Genomic DNA, 19,639 nt, shown 5'->3' on the forward strand with positions numbered 1-19,639 from the left:
GCGGGGGCCCGACCCGGTCGGCTCAGAGCTTCTCGTAGCAGGGCCGGTCCAGGTTGTACGCCCCGGCGGTCGGCCCGGTGAACAGCTCGCGGACCTGGCTCACCCCGGTCGGGCTGGCCTTGTCCGGCTTGTAGACAGCGGTGACCCGGACCGCGCCCTCGTTCGCCCCGGCGGCGTAGTTGCCGGCGGTCGCCGGCAGCATCCCCTCGTAGTCCACCGAGGTCAGCGACTTGACCGCCTTGAGCAGGCCGGCCCGGGTCAGGTCGCCGTCGGCCACCGCCTTGGTCAGCGCCGCCTTCATCGGGTACGACCACACCCAGCCGGAGGTATAGCCGTCGTTCGGGGTGACCCCGGGCAACGCCTCGCGCAGCGCCCGGTGCCCGGGGGTGTCGGTGCTCCAGGTGTTCCACGGCGCGGTCTGCTCGTAGCGGGCCAGCAGCGCCGGTGCGGCCGGGCTCTGCAGCAGCGCCGGGTTCCAGGTCGGGCTGGTGCCGATGAACCGGCCGGCGAAGCCGCGGGCCACCGCCTGCCCGACGATGGTCGCCGCGTCCGCCGGGCCCATGGTGAGCACCACCAGGTCCGGCTTGCCGGCGAGGACGGCCTGGATGGCCCCGGCCTGCTTGTCCGCGCCGGAGTCGGTCTTGACGTCGGTGAAGGTCATTCCGAGCGTCTGCGCGGCCAGCTTCACCCCGGCCGCGGCGTCGTCGCCGTAGTCGCCGGCCAGATGCACCGCCATCACCGACTTCGGGGCGTACGCCTCGCGGGCGTAGTCGAGCGCGTTCATCGACTCGACGCAGTAGTTCGCGCCGGACTCGATGATGACGTCCTCGAAGGCGTAGCCGGAGGTCCACGCGGCCGGGGCGGCGATCACGTTGCTCGCCTTCATGTCGCCCAAGATGGCGCCGGTGGTGGGTGAGCCGAGGCTCTGCGCCAGCGCCAGCACGTTCGGTTTGATCTCCTGGTAGACCTGGTTGTGGGTCTGCGGGTTGTACTTGTTGTCCCGTACGTACCGGGTCACGTCCACCTCGTAGTCGCCGATCCCGCCGGCGGTGTTGACCCGCTTCCAGAACGCCTTCTGCGCGTCGGTGATCGGCACCGCGAGGGCCCGGAACGGCCCCTCGGTGAGGTCGGAGATGATGCCGAGGTAGATGCAGCCCTTGTTGCGGTCGACCGCCTCCGGGCACGGCTCGGCGGTGACGCCGACGTCGGTGCGCAATCCGGATTCGTCAGTTGTGCTGTCCCCGCCACGGCACGCGGTGAGCGTGCCGGCCAGCAGGATCAGGGCCACCCCGAGGGCGGTCCGCGACGTCCGTAGTGCCATGGCTTCCTCGCTCGGGTCAGTAGGAGAACGGCCACGCCTTCCAGTAGGCGCGGGCCCGGACCCAGAGCCCGAACAGCCCGCGCGGTTCGAAGATCAGGAAGACGATGATGAGTACGCCGTAGAGGATCGTCTCCACCTGGAAGACGTTCGGCACCTCGTTCGGCTGGGTGCTGATGAACGGCACCCACGCCTGCAGTTCCCGGGTGAGCCGGGGCAGCAGGGTGATGAAGAACGCCCCGGCGACGGCGCCGGAGATGGTGCCCGCGCCGCCGATCAGCACCATGGCGATGTACTGCACGGACAGCAGCAGGCTGAACGAACTCGGGTCGAAGAAGCCGGTGATGGTGTAGAGCAGCGCCCCGGCACAGCCGGCGTACGCCGACGACACCGCGAACGCCAGGGTCTTGTACCGGGGCAGGTTCACCCCGATCACCCCGGCGGCGATGTCCCGGTCCCGGATGGCGGTGAACGCTCGCCCGATCCGGGAGCGGGCCAGGTTCCGGGCGGCCACCGCGAAGACCACGAGCAGCCCGAGCATCAGCCAGTACAGCTTCTGGTCGCGGGTGGCGGCGGCGTCGGTCACCGCGAGCGGGTAACCGAGGAACTCCAGGGTGGCGGCCGGCCGGCCGACCCCGGCGCCGCCGGTCAGCGCCGACCACTCGTTGAACACGTGCTGGCCGATGAAGACCAGGCCGAGGGTGACGATGGCGAGGTAGAGCCCGCGCAGCCGGGTGGCCAGCGGGGCGACCAGCACGCCGGCCAGCGCGGCCACCAGGCCGGCGGCGGGCAGCCAGACCGCGATGTCGGTGACCCCGAGGCCGATCACCCGGCCGTCCGGGTCGCCGCTGATCGCCGCCGCGGTGTACGCGCCGATGCCGAGGAAGAACGCGTGGCCGAGGGAGACCTGGCCGGCGTACCCGGTGACCAGGCCGAGCCCGATCGCGCCGATCGCCGCCACGCAGCAGACCGCGAGCAGTTGCAGCAGGTCGTCGGTGAGCAGGAAGGGCAGCGCGACCGCCAGCAGCAGCAGCGCGCCGGTCCACCACCGCTTGGCCGGCGTGTCCAGCAGCGCCAGGTCCTGCGCGTACGCGGTGCGCAGCAGCGGTCTACCCCTCATACCCGCTCCACCTCTCGGGTGCCGAACAGCCCGTACGGGCGGACCAGCAGCACGACCAGCATCAGCACGTACGGGGTGATCACCGAGACGTTGCCGCCGAGCCAGGCGAGGTCGTTGGCGTAGGTGGCGGTGAGTTCCTGAAGCACGCCGACGGCCAGCCCGCCGACCACCGCCCCGGGCAGCGAGTCGAGTCCACCCAGGATGATCACCGGGAGCGCGGTCAGGGCGATCAGCCAGAGCGCGGCGTCCACGCTGGCCCCGGCGGCGGCGAAGGTGCCGGCCACCGCGGCCAGCCCGCCGGCCAGCGCCCAGCTGACCGCGAAGACCGCGCCGACCGACACGCCGTGCGCCAGCGCCGCCTCCTGGTCCAACGCGGCGGCCCGCATCGCCAGCCCGGTACGGGTGAACCGGAAGAACGCGAACAGGCCGGCGACCAGCAGCCCGGTGGCCGCCACCGCGGCCAGGTGCCGCTGTTGCAGCTCGACCGGGCCCAGCGACAGGGTGCGCAGCCCCCACGGGTCGCCGACGTGCCGCACGTCCAGGCCGATGAAGGCGTTGACCACCACCCGGACAGCGACGTCCACGCCGAGGGTGATGATGGCGACCACGAACGCCGGCCGGCCCACCATCGGCCGGACGGCGGCGCGCTCGACGCCGAGCGCGAGCAGGCCGGTGCCGACCGCCGCGAGCGGCACCGCCGCCCAGAAGCCGACGGCCGGGGCGAGGTAGGTGACCGCCACGACGCCGGCCAGCATGAACGCGGGCTGGGCGAAACTGATCACCCGGGTGGCCTTGTAGATGATCACGAAGCCGAGGGCGAGCAGGGCGTAGACGCTGCCGGTGCCCAGCCCGCGCAGCACGCTCTCGGTCAGCTCGGTCACCGGTCACCGCCCGGGGCGTACAGCTCGTCGACCAGGTCGGCGAAGGCCCGGGTGACCGCTTCCCGGCGGACCTTCTGGGTCGCGGTCAGCTCGCCGTCGTCCTGGTCGAGTTCCTTGGGCAGCAGCCGGAACCGCTTGATCTGCTCGACCCGCGGGTGCCGGGCGTTGACCTCGTCCACCACGGCGCGGATCAGCTCGACCACCTCCGGCTTCGTGCTCAGGTCGCGGTAGGTGGTGTACGCCAGCCGGCGCCGCTGCGCCCACTGCCCGACCGTGTCGGCCTCGATGCCGATCAGCGCCACCAGGTAGGGCCGGCGGTCGCCGATCAGCACGGCCTCCTTGACGTACGGCGACGCCTTCAGCTCGTTCTCGATGCCGGCCGGGCCGATGTTCTTGCCACCCGCGGTGATCATGATGTCCTTGGCCCGGCCGGTGATCCGCACGTGCGTGCCGTCCACCCACTCGCCGATGTCGCCGGTGTGCAGCCAGCCGTCCGGCTCCAGCACCGCCGCGGTGGCGGCCGGGTCGTCCAGGTAGCCGGCGAAGACCCCGGGATGCCGGGTGAGGATCTCCCCGGTGGCCTCGTCGATGCGCAGCTCGACGCCGTGCTGCGGCTCGCCGACCGTGCCCAGCTTCACCCGGCCGGGCCGGTTGCCGGTGGCGATGGCGGAGTTCTCCGTCATCCCGTACACCTCGTGCATCGGCACCCCGATGCCCATGAAGAAGCGGAGCACCTCGGGGGCGATCGGGGCGGCGCCGGAGGCGGCGTAGCGCACCCGGCGTACCCCGATCCGCTCGCGCAGCGCCCGGTAGCAGAACAGCCAGCCCACCGCGTACGCCAGCCGGCTGGCCGGGGTGTGCCGGCCGCCGGTGGCCACCAGGGTGGCGCCGATCCGGTCGGCGACCCGCAGCCAGAACCGGGCCACCGCCCGTTTGAGCGGGGACGCCGACGCCACCCGGATGGTGACCGTGGCGAGGATCTTCTCCCAGATCCGGGGCACCCCGAACAGGATGGTCGGCTGCACCTCGCGCAGGTTGGCCGGCACGGTGGCGACCGACTCGGCGAAGTTCACCTGCACCCCGGCGCCGGCGCTGCTCCAGGTGGTGAAGACCCGCTCGGCGACGTGGCAGAGCGGCAGGTAGGACAGGAGCAGGTCGTCCGGGCCGGGCGGGGGGTCGGCCAGGCCGCCGCCCTCGGTGACCGTCCGCACCGCGAAGTCCACGTTGGCGACGGTGAGCATGGCGCCCTTCGGCCGGCCGGTGGTGCCGGACGTGTAGATCAGGGTGGCCAGGTCGGTGTCGGTGGCGGCGGCCATCAGCTCGGCGACCGCGCCGGGGTGGGCGACCCGGTGGGCGACGCCGAGGGCCAGGAAGTCGTCCCAGTACAGCAGCCCCGGATGCCGGTAGCGGCCCCGGACGCCGCGCGGTTCGAGGTAGACCACGCGGTCCAGGTCGGGGCAGTCGTCGAGCACCGCGAGGGCCTTGTCGACCTGCTCCTGGTCCTCGGCGACGAGCACCCGGGCGCCCGAGTGGGCCAGCAGGTAGCCGATCTCGGCGGCCGGGTTGGTCGGGTAGAGCCCGACGGTGACGCCCCGGACAGCGACGGTGGCCACGTCCGTCCAGAGCCACTCGCGCCGGTTCTCGGCCAGCACCGCGACCCGCTCCCCCGGGCCCACCCCGAGGGCCAGCAGGCCGTGCGCCACGGTCTGCGCCGTGTCCCAGTACGCCGCCCAGGTCACCTCCTGCCAGATACCGCGGACCTTCTCCCGCAGCGCCACCCGCTCCGGGGTGGCCCGGGCGCGCTCGCGTACCCGGGCGGCGATGGTCGGGACGGCGGCGTCGGCGGCGCCGGTGGCGGGCGCCCCGGTCGGCGCGCTGGTGGTGCTCACGTCGTGGTCACCTCCCCCAGGTAGGCGCGGATCACGTCGGGGTGGTGCTGGATCTCGGCCGGGGTGCCGGTGGCCACCGGTTGTCCGAAGTCGACCACCAGCACCCGGTCGGCGAGGTCCATCACCAGGCCCATGTCGTGCTCGACCAGCACCACCGGGATGCCCAGCTCCTCCCGGACGTCGAGGATGTAGCGGGCCATGTCCTCGGTCTCCTCGAGGTTCATCCCGCCGACCGGCTCGTCGAGCAGCAGCAGCTTCGGCTCCATGGCCAGCGCGCGGCCCAGCTCCACCCGCTTCTGCACCCCGTACGGCAGCAGCCCGACCGGCATCCGCCGCCACTGCTCCAGCTCCAGGAAGTCGACGATCTCCTCCACCGCGGCCCGGGCGGCCAGTTCGGCGCGCCGGGCCCGGCCGCGCCAGAGCACCGCCGCCAGCGGCCCGTACCGGATGTGGTGGTGCCGACCGAGCAGCAGGTTCTCCAGCACGGTGAGGTTGGCGAAGAGCTCGACGTTCTGGAAGGTGCGGGCCAGCCCGAGCGCGGCGATCTGGTGTGGGCGGCGGCCGACCAGGTCGACGCCGTCGAAGACCACCTGACCGGACTGTGGCCGGTAGACCCCGGAGAGCACGTTGAAGATCGACGTCTTGCCGGCGCCGTTCGGCCCGATCACGGCGAACAGCTCCTGCCGGCCGACGGTGAAGCTCACCCCGTCGATCGCCCGGACGCCGGCGAAGCTCAGCCGCACGTCGGTGAAGCGCAGGATCTCGTCGCTCACGACAACCACCGCTTCCGTCGCCGGTAGTGCTTGACCTCCCGGAACGACCGCCGGCCGCTGTCGGCGCCGGCGTGCAGGCCCAGGTAGAACTCGCGCACGTCGTCGTCGGCGAGCAGCTGCCCGGCCGGCTTGTCGAGCACCACCCGGCCGGTCTCCAGCACGTAGCCGTGCGCGGCGACCGAGAGCGCCATGGCGGCGTTCTGCTCGACCAGCAGCACGCCGGTGCCGGCGGCGTTGATCCGCACGATCAGCTCGCGGACCTGCTCGACCAGGCGCGGGGCGAGGCCGAGGCTGGGCTCGTCCAGCAGCAGGTAGCGGGGGCCGGCCATCAGCGCACGGCCCATCGCCAGCATCTGCTGCTCGCCGCCGGAGAGGTAGCCGGCGGTGCGCCGGCGCCGCTCGGCCAGCACCGGGAAGAGCGCGTACACCTCGTCGAGGCGGCCCGGGATCCGGCGTGGGTCGGTGTGCCCGCCGAGGCGCAGGTTCTCCTCCACCGTCAGCTCGCCGAAGATCCGCCGCCCCTCCATCACCTGCGCGACGCCGCGGCGCACGATCGCGGCCGGGCGCAGCCGGTGCAACGGCTGGCCGTCCAGGGTGACCTCGCCGCGGACCACCTCGCCGTCGTGGATGTCGAGCAGCCCGGTGATGGCCCGCAGCAGGGTGGTCTTGCCGGCGCCGTTGGCGCCGAGCAGCGCGACGATCCCGCCCGGCGGGACGGTGATGCTCAGGCCGCGGAGCACCAGCATCACGTCGTCGTAGACGACCTCGAGGTTGCGCACCTGCAGCATGGCCGGCGCTCCTGGGGCTCGAGTGTGGCGTGCGCCACAAGTTACCGAGCATTAAACCGCGCGGAACGTCGCCGCAAAAGATCGGAACGGTTGGATCCGCCGGCTCGGCCGCGGACGGTCGGCCCGACCGCCCGGGCGACGGCGCCGTCCGGTCGCGCCGGGCGGTGCGCCGCCGGGGACGCCCGGCGCGGCGATCAGCCGGTCGGCGTGCCGAGCGGGTGGACGCTGCGGGTCGCGCCGTCGTAGCTGCGCGCGGCGACGAACTCCCCAGCCGGCTGGGCGTCGCCGAGCACCGCCCGGGCCAGGCCGGCGTCGGCGTCGCGGAACCGCAGCGCCAGGCTCAGGTGCGGGCGCCACCGCCGGGGCGCGTGCCACGGGTTGCGTCCGTCGGCGTCGGCCAGGACGCGCCACACCGCCGCGTGCAGCGCGGTCAGCTCGGCGCCGGGGTGGACCAGCCAGACCAGCGGCGCGCTGCCGTCCAGGACCGTGACCTCGCCGAGCCGGGCCGGCAGCGGCAGCGCCGCGTCGACCAGCGCGGTCAGCCGGGCCACCGCGCCCGGCGGGAACTCGTCGGCCGCGGCCAGGGTCAGGTGCGGCCGGTTGGTCGGGTGGGTGTTACGCGCCAGGCTGGGCAGCCCCGCCGCGGCCAGCCGGGCCCAGGCGGCACGGACCGCGGCGTCCAACCCCGCCGAGCAGACCAGTTCGACCGTACGCACCAGCGTCAGGCTAGTCGGCGGGGTGACCGGTCGGGTCAGAGCCAGCCGTTGTCGCGGGCGGTGCGCACCGCCGCCGCCCGGTCGGCGGCACCCAGCTTCTGCACCGCGGCGGCGAGGTGGTTGCGGACGGTGCCGGCGGACAGGTGCACCCGCCGGGCGATCACCGCGACCGGGGCGCCGAGTTCGGCCAGCCGCAGCGTCTCCAGCTCCCGGGGGGTCAACGGGCACTCGGGCAGGGTGAGCGCGTCGGCGGCCAGCGACGGGTCGACGTACCGGCCGCCGGCGTGCACCCGGCGGATCACGTCGGCGAGCGCGCCGCCCGGTGAGCCCTTGGGCAGGAAGCCCCGCGCCCCGGCGGTGAGCGCCTGGCGCAGGTGCGCCGGCCGGCCGTGGCCGGTCAGCAGCACCACCGCGCAGTCGGGCCGCACCCGGGTCAGCTCGGCGGCGACCTGGATGCCGGTGAGCCCGGGCATCTCCAGGTCCACCACTGCCACGTCCGGCCGGTGGGCCAGCGCGGCGGTGACCGCGGTCGGCCCGTCGGCGGCCTGCCCCACCACCTCAAGGTCGGGCTCCAGCCCGAGCAGGGCGGCGACCGCCACCCGGACCAGCTCCTCGTCGTCGGCGAGCAGGACGCGGATCATGAGGCGACCGGCACGGTGGCCTCCAGGGTGAACACCGCACCCTCCCGGTGGACCCGCAGCCGGCCGCCGGCCGCGCCGAGCCGGTCGGTCAGCCCTCGCAGGCCGTTGCTGCGCCCGTCCGGGCCCCGGTCGGTGGCGCCGTCGTTGGTCACCGTCATCCTGGCCACGCCGCCCTCCTGGACGATCTCGATCCGGCACCAGCCGGCCCGGCTGTGCCGCAACACGTTGGTGCTCGCCTCGCGCAGCACCGCCGCCAGCTCGCCCGCCGTCGCCGCCGGCAGGCCGGCCGGTGGGGACGGCACGGAGCACCGTACGCCGCACGAGCGCAGTACGCCGGCCACGGCGGCGAGCTGCTCACCCAGGTCGACGGTGCGGTAGCCGTGCACGGTCTCGCGTACCTCGGCCAGCGCGGCGGCGGCCAGCCGCTGCACCTCGGCGGCCTCCCTGCCGGCCCGCCCCGGATCGCTCGGGGCGAGCCGGGCGGCCAGCTCGGCCTTCAACGCGATCACCGTGAGGTTGTGCCCGAGCACGTCGTGCACCTCCCGGGCGAGCCGCAGCCGCTCCTCGGCCGCGACCAGCCGGGCCTGCGCGGCCTGGCCCTGCCGGGCCTCGACGAGCAGGTCCCAGAACCAGACCTGGAACCAGTTCACCACCGCGATGCCGGCCCCCACCCCGCCGGTCACCGCGAGGTGGCGGCCCAGCGAGCCGCCGGTCCAGCCGGCCACGCCGGCGGCGACCGCGACGGCCAGCGCCGCCACCGTCAGCGCGGCCGGGGGGCGGACCAGAAGCGGCGCCATGCCGACCAGCGAGGCGCCGAGCCACGCCCAGGTGGGCCAGTCGCCGGCGGCGACCGGACCGACGACGGGGACGCTCAGCACCGCCACCACGGCCAGGCACACCTGGAACCGGCGGCGCCGCCGCTGCGCCAGCCACGGCGTGGCCGCCGCGTACAGCACGGCGGACTGGGCGGCGGCGAAGGCGAGCACACCGGCCGCGCCGAGCGCCGCGCGCACCGGGTCGGGTTCCCGCAGCACGCCGACCACCGGCAGCAGCAGGCTGGCCCAGCCGCTGGTGGCCAGCGACACCAGGGTCGCGTAGCGGGCGCGGCGCAGCCGCCGGTCCGCCCGGGGTACCGCCGCCTGCTGCGTCACGCCGCAGATCCTAGGGCGGCTCGCCGTCCGGTTCACCCGTGCGGATCGCACGGTCCGGCCGTGCGACCCGCCCGGAAATCCGGTGCCGCACGCGGCTGTCGTGCGGACCACCGCCGCCGGCAGGGTCGAGGGCATGAGACAGACGCTGACGAACGACCCGGTGGTCTCCGCGCCGCCGGCCGCCGCGCACCCGGCCGGCGGCGTACGACACCTGCTGCGGCACCTCGGCGAGATGGCGCTGGCGATGGTCGCCGGGATGGTGCTGCTCGGCCCGCTGTGGACGGTGGCCGGCGCCCCGCTCGGGCTCACCGCCGCGCTGGCCCGGCCGGACGTCGCCGCGCTGGTGATGGCGACCGACATGACCGTCGGCATGACCGTCTGGATGCGGTACCGCCGGCACTCCTGGGCTGCCAGCGGTGAGATGGCGGCCGCCATGTACCTGCCGTTCCTGCTGCTGCTCGGGCCGTACTGGGCGGGGCTGCTCGGGGGCGACGCCCTGCTGCTCGGCGGGCACCTGCTGATGGTGCCCGCGATGGTGCTGGTGGCGGTGCGGCACCGGCACGCCGCGCCGGTCCCGGTACGGCGGCACCCGGCCGTCGTCGCGCTGGCCCGCCGGTGGCCCACCCTGCTCGCCCTGCTGCTGACGGTCAAGCTGTGGGCCGAACCGGACGTGCCGAGCCCGTGGCTGATGCTGGTGCTGCCCGGCTTGTACCTGGTGATCGGCGCGGCCCGGCGCCGGCTCCGCGGTCCCGGCGGGCTCGGCCGGCAGCTGGTCGGGCTGGCCGCCTGGTCGGCGCTGGTACTGGTGGCGGTGGTGGTCGACGGCCGCACGGCGGCCTGGCTGGTGGCCGCCGGGTGGCTCGCCCACGCCGGCTGGGACCTGCTGCACCACCGCCGCGACGAGGTGGTGCCCCGGGCCTACGCCGAGGGGTGCGGCGTGTTCGACGCGGTGGTCGGCGTCACCGTCGTGCTGGCGATCCTGACCGGCTGAGCCGCCGGGCCGGGCCGGCCGGCGGTACGGGGGCGGCCGGCCCGGCCCGGTGTTGTGCCGGTCGCCGCACCGCCCGCCCGGCGGTGATGAAAGGCTTGTCACATGAGTTCCGCACCCGTACCGCCCGAACCACCCACCCGTCCCGCCGCCGACCCGGACGCCGGGGCGGGTGCCTTCGCGGACCTCGGCCTGCGTGCCGAGCTGCTGAACGCGCTGACCGCGCTCGGCTACGAGGAGCCGACCCCGATCCAGCGGGAGGCGATCCCGCCGCTGCTGACCGGGCGGGACCTGCTGGGCCAGGCGGCCACCGGCACCGGCAAGACGGCCGCGTTCGCGCTGCCGCTGCTGCAGCGGATGCCGCCGGAGCGCGCCGGCGGCGATCCGACGGCGCTGGTGCTGGTGCCTACCCGGGAACTCGCCGTGCAGGTGTCCGAGGCGTTCCACCGCTACGGCAAGGACCTGGGCACCCGGGTGCTGCCGATCTACGGCGGGCAGCCGATCGGCCGGCAGCTGCGCGCGCTGGACGCCGGAGTGGACGTGGTGGTGGCCACCCCCGGCCGGGCGCTGGACCACATCGCCCGGGGCACCCTGCGGCTGGGCGGGCTGGCCACCGTGGTGCTGGACGAGGCCGACGAGATGCTCGACATGGGCTTCGCGGAGGACATCGAGGCGATCCTGGAACACGCGCCGGAGCAGCGGCAGACGGTGCTCTTCTCGGCGACCATGCCGGCCCGCATCGACGGGATGGCCCGGCAGCACCTCACCGACCCGGTGCGCATCCTGATCGCCCGGGAGCAGCCGGTGGCCGGCGAGGCGCCCCGGGTGCGGCAGAGCGCGTACATCGTCGCCCGGGCGCACAAGCCGGCGGCGCTGGGCCGGGTGCTGGACGTCGAGTCGCCCACCGCGGCGATCGTGTTCTGCCGCAGCCGGGAGGAGGTCGACCGGCTCACCGAGACGATGAACGGGCGCGGTTACCGGGCCGAGGCGCTGCACGGCGGGATGAGCCAGGAGCAGCGCGACCGGGTGATGGGCCGGCTGCGGGCGGGCACCGCCGACCTGCTGGTGGCCACCGACGTGGCGGCCCGGGGCCTGGACGTCGAGCAGCTCACCCACGTGGTCAACTACGACGTGCCGTCGGCGCCGGAGTCGTACGTGCACCGGATCGGCCGGGTGGGCCGGGCCGGCCGGGAGGGGGTGGCGATCACCCTCGCCGAGCCGCGCGAGCACCGGATGCTCAAGACCATCGAGCGGGTGACCGGGCAGCGGATCACCATCGACAAGATCCCGACGGTGGCCGACCTGCGCACCCGGCGGCTGGAGCTGACCCAGGCCGCGCTGCGGGAGAGCCTGCTGGAGGACGACCTCGACCCGTTCCGGGCCATCGTCGAGTCGTTGACCGACGAGTTCGACCTGGTCGAGGTGGCGCTCGCCGCGGTGCGGCTGGCGCACGAGGCGACCTCGCCGGGCGCGGCCGATGAGGAGGAGATCCCGCAGGTCCCGGTGCGTGGCCCGCGGGAGGGGCGGCCGGAGGCCGGCGGCCGGGGCGAGCGGCGCGGCGGCGCCCGGCCGCGCACCGGCGGCACCACCCAGGTCTTCATCGGGCTTGGCCGGCGCGCCGGGGTACGCCCGCAGGACCTGGTCGGGGCGATCACCGGCGAGACCCGGGTCAGCGGCCGGGACATCGGCTCGATCGAGATCGCCGACCGGTTCTCCCTCGTCGAGGTCCCGTACGCGGTGGCCGACGAGGTGATCGCCGGGTTGCGCGGCAGCACCATCAAGGGGCGGAAGGCGACGGTGCGCCGCGACCGCGACGGGGACGAGCGCCGTTTCGACGGTGCCGACCGGCGTGACCGCCGGGAGTTCGCCGACGACCGACGGGAGCGCCGGGACCGTCGCTGAGGCACGCGCACCGATGCCCCGGCCACCGGCGGCATCGGTGCGTCCGGCGGTCAGGCCGCCGCCGGCCTCACGACCGCTGCCGCGAGCCGGCGGCCAGCCGCTCGGCGTGCTCCTGCTGCACGGCGCGGGCGGTGGCCAGGAAGTCGACGATGGTGGCCAGTTGGTCGCCGTCGTAGCGGGCGAGGGCGCGCAGGCCCGCCTCGCCGACCGGCCGGTAGATCTCCCGCTCGGCGGCGTGGGCCGACTCGGTGGCGGCCACCAGGACCCGACGCCGGTTCTCCGGGTCCCGGGTGCGGGCCACCAGCCCTGCCCGCTCCAGCCGGTCGATGACCGTCGTGATGGCCGCCGGGCTGAGCCGTAACGCGGCGGTCAGCTCCCCCGCGGTCAGCGGTCCGCGGCCCAGCACGACGTCCAGGGCCCGCAGGTCGGTGCGGTTGATGCCGAGTCGCACCGCCGCCGCCTCGTCGAACGCGTCGAAGCTCTGTTGCAGCAGCCGGATCTGCCGGGCCACCTCGCGAGACACATCACTTTTCGACATTCGAATCTTTCTGCTAGCGTTCGTTTCGACGATCGAACATTAGCAGGAGGTTCTCCCGTGACCGACGACGACCGCACCGAGATCCGGCAGCTCTTCGACCGGCTGCTGGCCGCCTGGACGGCGAACGACGCGATCGCCTACGGCGCCTGCTTCACCGCGGACTCGGACTACGTCTCCTACGACGGCACCAGGGCCGCCGGCCGAGCACCCATGCAGGCGGCCCACGACCAGCTCTTCCGGGGAGTGCTCGCCGGCTCCGCGCTGGTCGGCGAGGTGGAGTCGATCCGCCCGGTGACCGACGACGTGGCGATCGTGCACGGGACCGGGTCGGTGCTGATGCCGTGGCGGTCCCGACTGCCCCGGCGCCGACTGTCCCGACAGACCCTGGTCGCGGTCCGCACCGCCGAGGGGTGGCGGTTCACCGCTCTGCACAACGGTCGGGTCCGCCCGGTCCGGATTCCCGCCCCCGGGTCGGCGCCCGCCCGACTCGCCCAGGCGATGGCCCGCGGCGCGCGCACGCTCGGGCTCGGCCGGCCGGTGGCCTGACCGGCCCGGACGCACGGATCGGGGGCGCGGGCGGTCCGCCCGCGCCCCCGATCGGGCCGGTCGCCTGGTCAGGCGGCGGCGAGCGCCGGTCCGTCCAGCGACTCCGGGGCGAGCTCGGCCGGGCGCAGCGCCAGGGCGAGCACGTCGGCCACGTCGGCCAGGGTGTGGATGGTCAGCGCCTCGCGGACCTCGGCCGGCAGGTCGTCCAGGTCCGGCTCGTTGCGCTTCGGGATGATCACCTCGGTCAGGCCGGCCCGGTGCGCGGCGAGCAGCTTCTGCTTCACCCCGCCGATGGGCAGCACCCGGCCGGAGAGGGTCACCTCGCCGGTCATCCCGAACTCGGGCCGCACCGGTCGCCCGGTCACCAGGGAGGCCAGCGCGGTCACCATGGTGATGCCGGCGCTGGGACCGTCCTTGGGTACCGCGCCCGCCGGGAAGTGGACGTGGATCCGACGTCCGGCCAGGGCGTTCGGGTCGATGCCGAAGCGTCGCCCGTTCGACCGCAGGTACGACAGCGCGATGTGCGCGGACTCCTTCATCACGTCGCCGAGCTGGCCGGTCAGGGTCAACCCCGGCTCGCCCTCCATGCTGGTCGCCTCGATGAAGAGCACGTCCCCACCGGCGCCGGTCACCGCCAGGCCGGTCGCCACGCCGGGCACGGCCGTCCGCTCCGCCGACTCCGGCGTGAACTTGGGCCGACCCAGGTAGCGGGCCAGGTTGTCGGTGTCCACCCGGACCGGAGACGGGTCGTCGGCCAGCGCGACCGTCACCTTGCGCAGGATCTTCGCCAGGGCCCGCTCCAGCTGCCGGACGCCGGCCTCGCGGGTGTACTCCCCCGCGATCCGGGCCAGCGCCTCGTCGGCCACGGTCACCTCGTCGGAGGTCAGCCCGGCCCGCTCCCGCTGCCGGGGCAGCAGGTGGTCGCGGGCGATGGCGACCTTCTCGTCCTCGGTGTACCCGTCCAGGGTGACCAGCTCCATCCGGTCCAGCAGCGGGCCGGGGATGGCCTCCACCACGTTCGCGGTGGCCAGGAAGAGCACGTCGGACAGGTCGAGGTCGACCTCCAGGTAGTGGTCCCGGAAGGTGTGGTTCTGCGCCGGGTCGAGCACCTCCAGCAGCGCGGCGGCCGGGTCGCCGGAGTAGCCGGCGGCCAGCTTGTCCACCTCGTCGAGGAGCACCACCGGGTTCATCGAACCGGCCTCGCGCAGCGCGCGGACGATCCGGCCCGGCAGCGCGCCGACGTAGGTGCGCCGGTGACCGCGGATCTCCGCCTCGTCCCGCACGCCGCCCAGGCTGACCCGGACGAAGTTGCGGCCCAGCGCCCGGGCGACGGACTCGCCGAGGCTGGTCTTGCCGACGCCGGGCGGGCCGGCGAGGGCGAGCACCGCGCCGGAGCCGCGCCCGCCGACCACACCGAGGTTGCGCTCGGCCCGGCGGTTGCGCACCGCGAGGTACTCCAGGATGCGGTCCTTCACGTCGGGCAGGCCGGCGTGGTCGGCGTCGAGCACCGCGCGGGCCGCGGCCAGGTCGGTGTTGTCCTGGGTACGCGTGTTCCACGGCATCTCCAGGACGGTGTCCAGCCAGGTTCGGATCCAGCCCGCCTCCGGGGAGGCGTCGCTGGCCCGCTCCAGCTTGCCGACCTCGCGCAGCGCCGCCTCGCGGACCTTCTCCGGCAGGTCGGCGGCCTCGACCCGGGCCCGGTAGTCGGCCGAGCCGTCGGGCTCGTCCTCGCCGAGCTCCTTGCGGATCGCGGCGAGCTGCTGGCGCAGCAGGAACTCCCGCTGCGACTTCTCCAGCCCCTCGCGGACATCGTTGTTGATCTGCTCGGTGACCTCCTGCTCGGCCAGGTGCTCCTTCACCCAGCCGACCAGCAGCTCCAGCCGGGCGGTGACGTCCGGCGCGGCGAGCAGCTCGCTCTTCTGGTCCAGGCTCAGCCAGGGCGCGTACCCGGCGGAGTCGGCCAGCTCGGAGAGGTCGGTCATCCGCTCCATCGCGTCGATGACCTGCCAGGCGCCCCGCTGCTGGAGCACCGAGGTCATCAGGGCGCGGTACTCGCGGGCGAGTTCCCGGGCCCGGCCGGCGGGAGCGGGTTCGGACAGTTCGGTCGCCTCGACCCAGAGGGCGGCGCCGGGCCCGGGCACGCCCGAGCCGATCCGCGCCCGGGACAGGCCGCGGATGACGGCGGCCGGCTCGCCGCTGGGCAGCCGGCCGACCTTCTCGATGGTGGCCACCGCGCCGACCGGGCCGTACTCGCCGTCGAGGCGGGGCACGGCCAGCAGCTGGCGGTCGCCGGTGGCGCGGGCCGCGTCGACCGCGGCCTGGGTGGTCGGGTCGAGGGTCACCGGGATGACCATGCCGGGCAGCAGCACGGCGTCGGTCAGGGGAAGTACCGGAAGAGTTGCCATCGAACACCTGCTATCGCGTTGTCTTGAGCCTGTCTCGCTCAAGTAACAAAGCGTTCCCCTTGTTCCGATGTGTGACCCAGACCACGTCCGGCCGCCGGCCGGGCCGGCACGCGCAGCAGCACCCGCACCAGCCCACCGCCACCGGCGACGGCGACCGCGAGCGGGATCGCCAGGCTGGTCAGGGCCAGTGCGGCGACGGTCGGGCCGGGCAGCCCGGCGAACCAGGCCAGCCCGGTCAGCGCGATGAAGACCAGCAGCTTGACCCGGGTCCGGGCGACCGGCACCAGGGCGGTCTGCGAAGTGGGCGCGGTGGCGGGCACGGTACTCCCCTTTCCGGTTCGTCGCGCGGGCTTCGTCGCGCGGGTTCGTCGCTCAGAGCAGGAGCAGCAGGGCGGCGCCGACGGCGGCCGCGGGAATGGTGGTGATCACGGTGGCCAGCGCGGCGGAGTGCCGGCGCATCGCGGCGAGCGGGATCAGGGCGTCGCCGTCCTGGCTGATCGCGTTGGCCACCAGGGTGGGCAGCGGCAGGCCGCCGCTGACGTAGAGACCGGTGAAGACGATCTGCACGGCGCAGCCCGGGATGAGTCCGATCGCCGCGCCGACCAGGACGCCGAGGAGCCCGGTGAGCGCCAGTTCGGACCCGTCGAAGCCGGTGCTGGTGGTGATCACGTGCCAGGCGAGGTACGCCACCGCCACCCAGACGGTCACGAAGGACGCCTCGTGCGCGCTGTGCCGCAGGGTCTCCCGGAACGACCGGGCCTGTGCCGTCTCCAGGGTGTCGTCGGCCAGCCGCCCCCGCCCGGCGGCGAAGATCAGCATGGCGGTCAGCGTGCCGAGCACCCCCAGCGCCAGGTACGGGTCGACGCCGCCGAGCCGGTCGGTCAGCACCCCCGGATCGACCAGCTGGAACACCACCGGCACCGACACCAGGAACGCCGGCGTGGTCAGCCCCCAGAACGCGGTGGACGCCGGCACCCGGGGCAGCAGCCCGCCGAGCAGCCGACGCGCACCGACCAGGTCGGGTCCGCCCGCCGCGGCCAGGCCGGCCGGTACGCCGGCGGGTGCGGCGGCCAGGCCGGCGGGCGCGGCGGCCGACCCGCCGGCGGGTACGCGCCGGCGCCGCACGGCGCGGGCCGGGTCGATGCCGAGCGCGTCGACGACGTAGCCGGTGACCAGGCCGACCGCGAAGAGCAGCAGGTGGATCTGGAGCGCGAACAGCGGGTTCCAGGCGATCACCACCCAGGACGAGTCACCCATGGTGGCCGCCAGCGCGGCGATCACGGTGCCGAAGGAGACCTTCCCCCGGGCGTAGAGCGGCATCAGGATGATCGCCCCACCACAGCCCGGGCTGACCCCGAGCAGCGCGCCGACCAGCGGGCCGAGCCGGCGACGGCGGGTCAGCCCGTCGGTGACCCGGTCGCCGTAGCGCCAGCGCAGCCAGCCGAAGAACGCGACCATCACGGCGACATACACGCCCACCTGCATGAACGCGTCCGCCAGCGGGCGGAGTACGAGTTCGGTCACGGCACACCTCCTCCGGGTACGGGCACCGCCGGACCGCCCGCCACACGCGGACGGTCCGGCGGTGCGGCTGTCAGGTGACCTTGCTCTTGACCTTGTTGACCATGCCGCCGGCGATACCCGGGTTGGTGCCGTACAGCCGCGGGTCGCCGGGCGGGAGCACCGGCTCGGGCGCGTGCGCGCGCGGGCTGTGGTCGTAGCGGAACTCGCCCTTGCCGTCCGGCGCGGGCCCGGACGCCCAGCGACCCTCGGCCGCGTCCGGACCCGGCGAGAAGTCCAGGTACGTGTAGCTGAACTGCTCGGTGAGCTCCTTGGAGTCGGGGAAGGCGTCCGGCACCGGCATCTCCTCCAGGCCGTCCTCCTTGAGCTGCTCGATGGCGGCCAGCCACATGTTCTGGTGCATGGTGTCGCGGGCCAGCAGGAAGCGCAGCATCTGCTTGACGCCCGGGTCGTCGGTCATGTTGAACAGCCGGGCCACCTGGAGCCGGCCCTGCGCCTCGGCGGTCACGTTGAGCTGGAAGTCGGCCATCAGGTTGCCGCTGGCGGTGATGAAGTTGCCGTTCCACGGCACGCCGGCGCTGTCCACCGGCAGCGCGCCGCCGCCGCCGTGGATAAAGTGCGCCGGGTTGGACCCGCCGTAGATCGCCCCCACCATCGGGTTGTCGTCGGCGGCCTCCTGCAACGACAGCGGCGCGTTCTCCAGCAGCCGCGTGATCATGGTGGCGATCATCTCGACGTGGCCCATCTCCTCGGTGCCGACGTCGAGGAAGAGATCCTTGTACTTGCCGGGCAGGCGGCAGTTCCAGCCCTGGTAGAGGTACTGGTTGGCGACGGTCATCTCGCCCCACTTGCCGCCCAGGACTTCCTGGAGCCGGCGGGCGAACGCGGCGTCCGGGCCATCCGGCTTGGCCTCGAACTGCAGGTCCTTCATGTGGCTGAACACGGGTCCTCCTCGGTGCCACTGGTTCGGTACCGAGGACAGTTCCCGCCCGGCTGACCCACCCGGGCCAACCGGCGGCCCAACCGGGTCAGCCCGTGGGGCGGGGCAGCAGCACCTCCAGCGCCACACCGCGCGGACGCAGCCGGTGCGCCCGTACCGTGCCGCCGTCGACGGCCAGCAGCCGCCGGACGATCCACAGCCCCAGGCCGGACATCCCGACGGCCGGCGCGGGCCGGCGCAGGGCCGCCAGCAACGCGTCGTCCACCCGCCCCTCGTCGGTGACCAGGATGCTCAACCCGGCCCGGCGCACCGAGGCGTGGATGCCGATCCGCCCGTCGGCCGGCCCGTGCCGCAGCGCGTTCTGCACCAGGTTCGCCAGCACCTGCCGGGTGCGGCCGGCCGGCACCGGGCAGCCGCCGGCCCGGCGGGTGACCCGCACCCGTCGCCGGTGCCGGGGCACCAGGACGGCGACCCCACGGAGGATCTCCACCAGCGGCACGGTGGTCGGCTCGGGTTGCCCGGCGAGGGCCAGCGCGCCGGTGCTGGCCGCCGCGTCCCGGAGCAGGTCCTGCAGATGCGCGGCCTGGTCCCGGGCGAGTTCGCTGATCGCCCGCCGGTCGTCGCCGGTCAGCCCGGCGCGGTCGTCGGCGAGCGCCCGGGTCAGCGAGGTGAGGGTGCTGACCGGGGTACGGAACTCGTGGCAGAGCACCCGCAGCAGCAGCTCCGGGTCGCCCGGGGCGGGTGGGCCGGCCGGACCCACGCCGCCCCGCCGGAACCCGCGTAGCAACCCCTGGAAACCGTGCCGTCCGCGCATCGGTCCGCCTCCCCTCGTCCGGCCGCGCCGCATGATCGGTACCCGCTGGGGAAGGGACCAGACATGCCGAACCGCCCCACCCTCCGGCTGGCCGTGGTCGACGACCACCCGCTGTTCGTCCGGGGGCTGGAGCTGCTGCTGCCCGCGGCGACCGACAAGCGGGCCGAGGTGGTGGGCTCCACCGGCGACGCCGCCTCGGCCGCCTCGCTGGTCAGCCGGTGCCTGCCCGACCTGGCCCTGGTCGACCTGCACATGCCACCGCCGGGCGGCATCCGCGCGGTGGCCGCGATCCGCCGGACCAGCCCCCGGGTCCGGGTGGTGGCGATGTCCGGCGGCGACGAACCGAAGCCCGCGCTGGACGCGCTGCGCGCCGGCGCCGAGGGTTTCCTGCCCAAGAGCGCCGAGCCGGAGGAGCTGCTGCCGCCGCTGCTGGCCATCCTCGACGGGTGGGCGGTGCTGCCGGGCGAACTGCTGCGAGCGCTGCTACGGCCGGCCCGTGCCGCCCCGGTCGACCTCGACCAGGAGGAGCGACGGCTGCTGCGGGCGATCGCTGCCGGCCGGAGCACGCTGGAGATCGCCGACGAGCTGCACGTCTCGGAACGGACGGTCAAGCGGATGACGGCGGCACTGCTGCGCAAACTCCGGGTGTCCAGCCGGGCGGAGGCCGCCGCGCTGGCCGGCCACGCCGGTCTGCTCGGCGGGTGAACG

19 protein-coding genes are annotated in these 19,639 nt (G+C 74.6%); 4 read left to right on the forward strand and 15 right to left on the reverse strand.

Features of this window, described 5'->3' with window-relative positions; genetic code table 11:
- Positions 1–22 precede the first annotated feature (22 nt).
- The 9 genes from DLJ47_RS20095 to DLJ47_RS20135 all read right to left on the reverse strand — a co-directional run bounded on the left by DLJ47_RS20095 (position 23) and on the right by DLJ47_RS20135 (position 9,277).
- Complete coding sequence (locus DLJ47_RS20095) at positions 23–1,321, reverse strand: ABC transporter substrate-binding protein (protein WP_109901611.1); 1,299 nt, start codon at positions 1,319–1,321, stop codon at positions 23–25.
- A gap of 16 nt (positions 1,322–1,337) precedes the next feature.
- Positions 1,338–2,438, reverse strand: coding sequence for a branched-chain amino acid ABC transporter permease (locus DLJ47_RS20100; RefSeq protein ID WP_109901613.1), 1,101 nt, complete (start codon positions 2,436–2,438; stop codon positions 1,338–1,340).
- The gene (locus DLJ47_RS20105; RefSeq protein WP_109901615.1) at positions 2,435–3,319 is read right to left on the reverse strand and encodes a branched-chain amino acid ABC transporter permease; all 885 of its coding nucleotides are present in this window, start codon (positions 3,317–3,319) and stop codon (positions 2,435–2,437) included. Before DLJ47_RS20105 ends, DLJ47_RS20100 begins: the two co-directional genes overlap by 4 nt.
- Positions 3,316–5,208 (reverse strand): AMP-dependent synthetase/ligase, encoded by a 1,893-nt coding sequence (locus DLJ47_RS20110; RefSeq protein WP_109901617.1) that lies wholly within the window; start codon positions 5,206–5,208, stop codon positions 3,316–3,318. The genes DLJ47_RS20105 and DLJ47_RS20110 overlap by 4 nt, the downstream gene beginning before the upstream one ends.
- Positions 5,205–5,981, reverse strand: coding sequence for an ABC transporter ATP-binding protein (locus DLJ47_RS20115; RefSeq protein ID WP_233257917.1), 777 nt, complete (start codon positions 5,979–5,981; stop codon positions 5,205–5,207). The genes DLJ47_RS20110 and DLJ47_RS20115 overlap by 4 nt, the downstream gene beginning before the upstream one ends.
- The gene (locus DLJ47_RS20120; protein ID WP_109901621.1) at positions 5,978–6,769 is read right to left on the reverse strand and encodes an ABC transporter ATP-binding protein; all 792 of its coding nucleotides are present in this window, start codon (positions 6,767–6,769) and stop codon (positions 5,978–5,980) included. The genes DLJ47_RS20115 and DLJ47_RS20120 overlap by 4 nt, the downstream gene beginning before the upstream one ends.
- Before the next feature lie 194 nt (positions 6,770–6,963).
- Entirely contained in the window at positions 6,964–7,485 is a 522-nt protein-coding gene (locus tag DLJ47_RS20125) for a 2'-5' RNA ligase family protein (RefSeq protein WP_109901623.1), read from the reverse strand.
- 35 nt (positions 7,486–7,520) lie between these two features.
- A complete protein-coding gene (locus tag DLJ47_RS20130) occupies positions 7,521–8,126 on the reverse strand; it encodes a response regulator transcription factor (protein ID WP_109901625.1) in 606 nt (201 codons plus the stop codon).
- Positions 8,123–9,277, reverse strand: coding sequence for a sensor histidine kinase (locus DLJ47_RS20135; RefSeq protein WP_233257918.1), 1,155 nt, complete (start codon positions 9,275–9,277; stop codon positions 8,123–8,125). Before DLJ47_RS20135 ends, DLJ47_RS20130 begins: the two co-directional genes overlap by 4 nt.
- A gap of 133 nt (positions 9,278–9,410) precedes the next feature.
- Here DLJ47_RS20135 and DLJ47_RS20140 point away from each other — a divergent pair, with 133 nt between their 5' ends.
- Positions 9,411–10,268: a DUF6010 family protein gene (locus DLJ47_RS20140; RefSeq protein WP_233257919.1), complete on the forward strand. Its 858-nt coding sequence runs from the start codon at positions 9,411–9,413 to the stop codon at positions 10,266–10,268.
- A gap of 102 nt (positions 10,269–10,370) precedes the next feature.
- A complete protein-coding gene (locus tag DLJ47_RS20145; RefSeq protein ID WP_109901629.1) occupies positions 10,371–12,167 on the forward strand; it encodes a DEAD/DEAH box helicase in 1,797 nt (598 codons plus the stop codon).
- A gap of 67 nt (positions 12,168–12,234) precedes the next feature.
- On the opposite strand, the gene DLJ47_RS20150 is transcribed toward DLJ47_RS20145, so the two are convergent.
- Positions 12,235–12,705: a MarR family winged helix-turn-helix transcriptional regulator gene (locus DLJ47_RS20150; RefSeq protein WP_109901631.1), complete on the reverse strand. Its 471-nt coding sequence runs from the start codon at positions 12,703–12,705 to the stop codon at positions 12,235–12,237.
- 57 nt (positions 12,706–12,762) lie between these two features.
- Between DLJ47_RS20150 and DLJ47_RS20155 the strand changes: the two genes are divergently transcribed.
- Positions 12,763–13,251, forward strand: coding sequence for an SgcJ/EcaC family oxidoreductase (locus tag DLJ47_RS20155; protein ID WP_109901633.1), 489 nt, complete (start codon positions 12,763–12,765; stop codon positions 13,249–13,251).
- Positions 13,252–13,319: 68 nt separating this feature from the next.
- Here DLJ47_RS20155 and lon read toward each other — a convergent pair whose 3' ends face one another.
- The 5 genes from lon to DLJ47_RS20180 all read right to left on the reverse strand — a co-directional run bounded on the left by lon (position 13,320) and on the right by DLJ47_RS20180 (position 18,931).
- Positions 13,320–15,656, reverse strand: coding sequence for an endopeptidase La (gene lon, locus DLJ47_RS20160; protein WP_109901635.1), 2,337 nt, complete (start codon positions 15,654–15,656; stop codon positions 13,320–13,322).
- A 38-nt stretch (positions 15,657–15,694) separates the two neighbouring features.
- Positions 15,695–15,976 carry a hypothetical protein gene (locus tag DLJ47_RS20165; protein WP_109901637.1) on the reverse strand — a complete coding sequence of 94 codons (282 nt, stop codon included), beginning with the start codon at positions 15,974–15,976 and terminating at the stop codon, positions 15,695–15,697.
- A gap of 52 nt (positions 15,977–16,028) precedes the next feature.
- The gene (locus tag DLJ47_RS20170) at positions 16,029–17,180 is read right to left on the reverse strand and encodes a putative manganese transporter (protein WP_109901639.1); all 1,152 of its coding nucleotides are present in this window, start codon (positions 17,178–17,180) and stop codon (positions 16,029–16,031) included.
- Between the two features lie 70 nt (positions 17,181–17,250).
- The gene (locus DLJ47_RS20175) at positions 17,251–18,120 is read right to left on the reverse strand and encodes a manganese catalase family protein (RefSeq protein ID WP_109901641.1); all 870 of its coding nucleotides are present in this window, start codon (positions 18,118–18,120) and stop codon (positions 17,251–17,253) included.
- An 85-nt stretch (positions 18,121–18,205) separates the two neighbouring features.
- Positions 18,206–18,931 (reverse strand): sensor histidine kinase, encoded by a 726-nt coding sequence (locus DLJ47_RS20180; RefSeq protein WP_146228152.1) that lies wholly within the window; start codon positions 18,929–18,931, stop codon positions 18,206–18,208.
- A 63-nt stretch (positions 18,932–18,994) separates the two neighbouring features.
- Between DLJ47_RS20180 and DLJ47_RS20185 the strand changes: the two genes are divergently transcribed.
- Positions 18,995–19,636, forward strand: coding sequence for a response regulator transcription factor (locus DLJ47_RS20185; RefSeq protein WP_109901645.1), 642 nt, complete (start codon positions 18,995–18,997; stop codon positions 19,634–19,636).
- The last annotated feature ends 3 nt before the right edge of the window (positions 19,637–19,639 follow it).

It is taken from the genome of Micromonospora sp. S4605, from assembly GCF_003176715.1.
GTDB classification, from domain to species: domain Bacteria; phylum Actinomycetota; class Actinomycetes; order Mycobacteriales; family Micromonosporaceae; genus Micromonospora; species Micromonospora echinaurantiaca.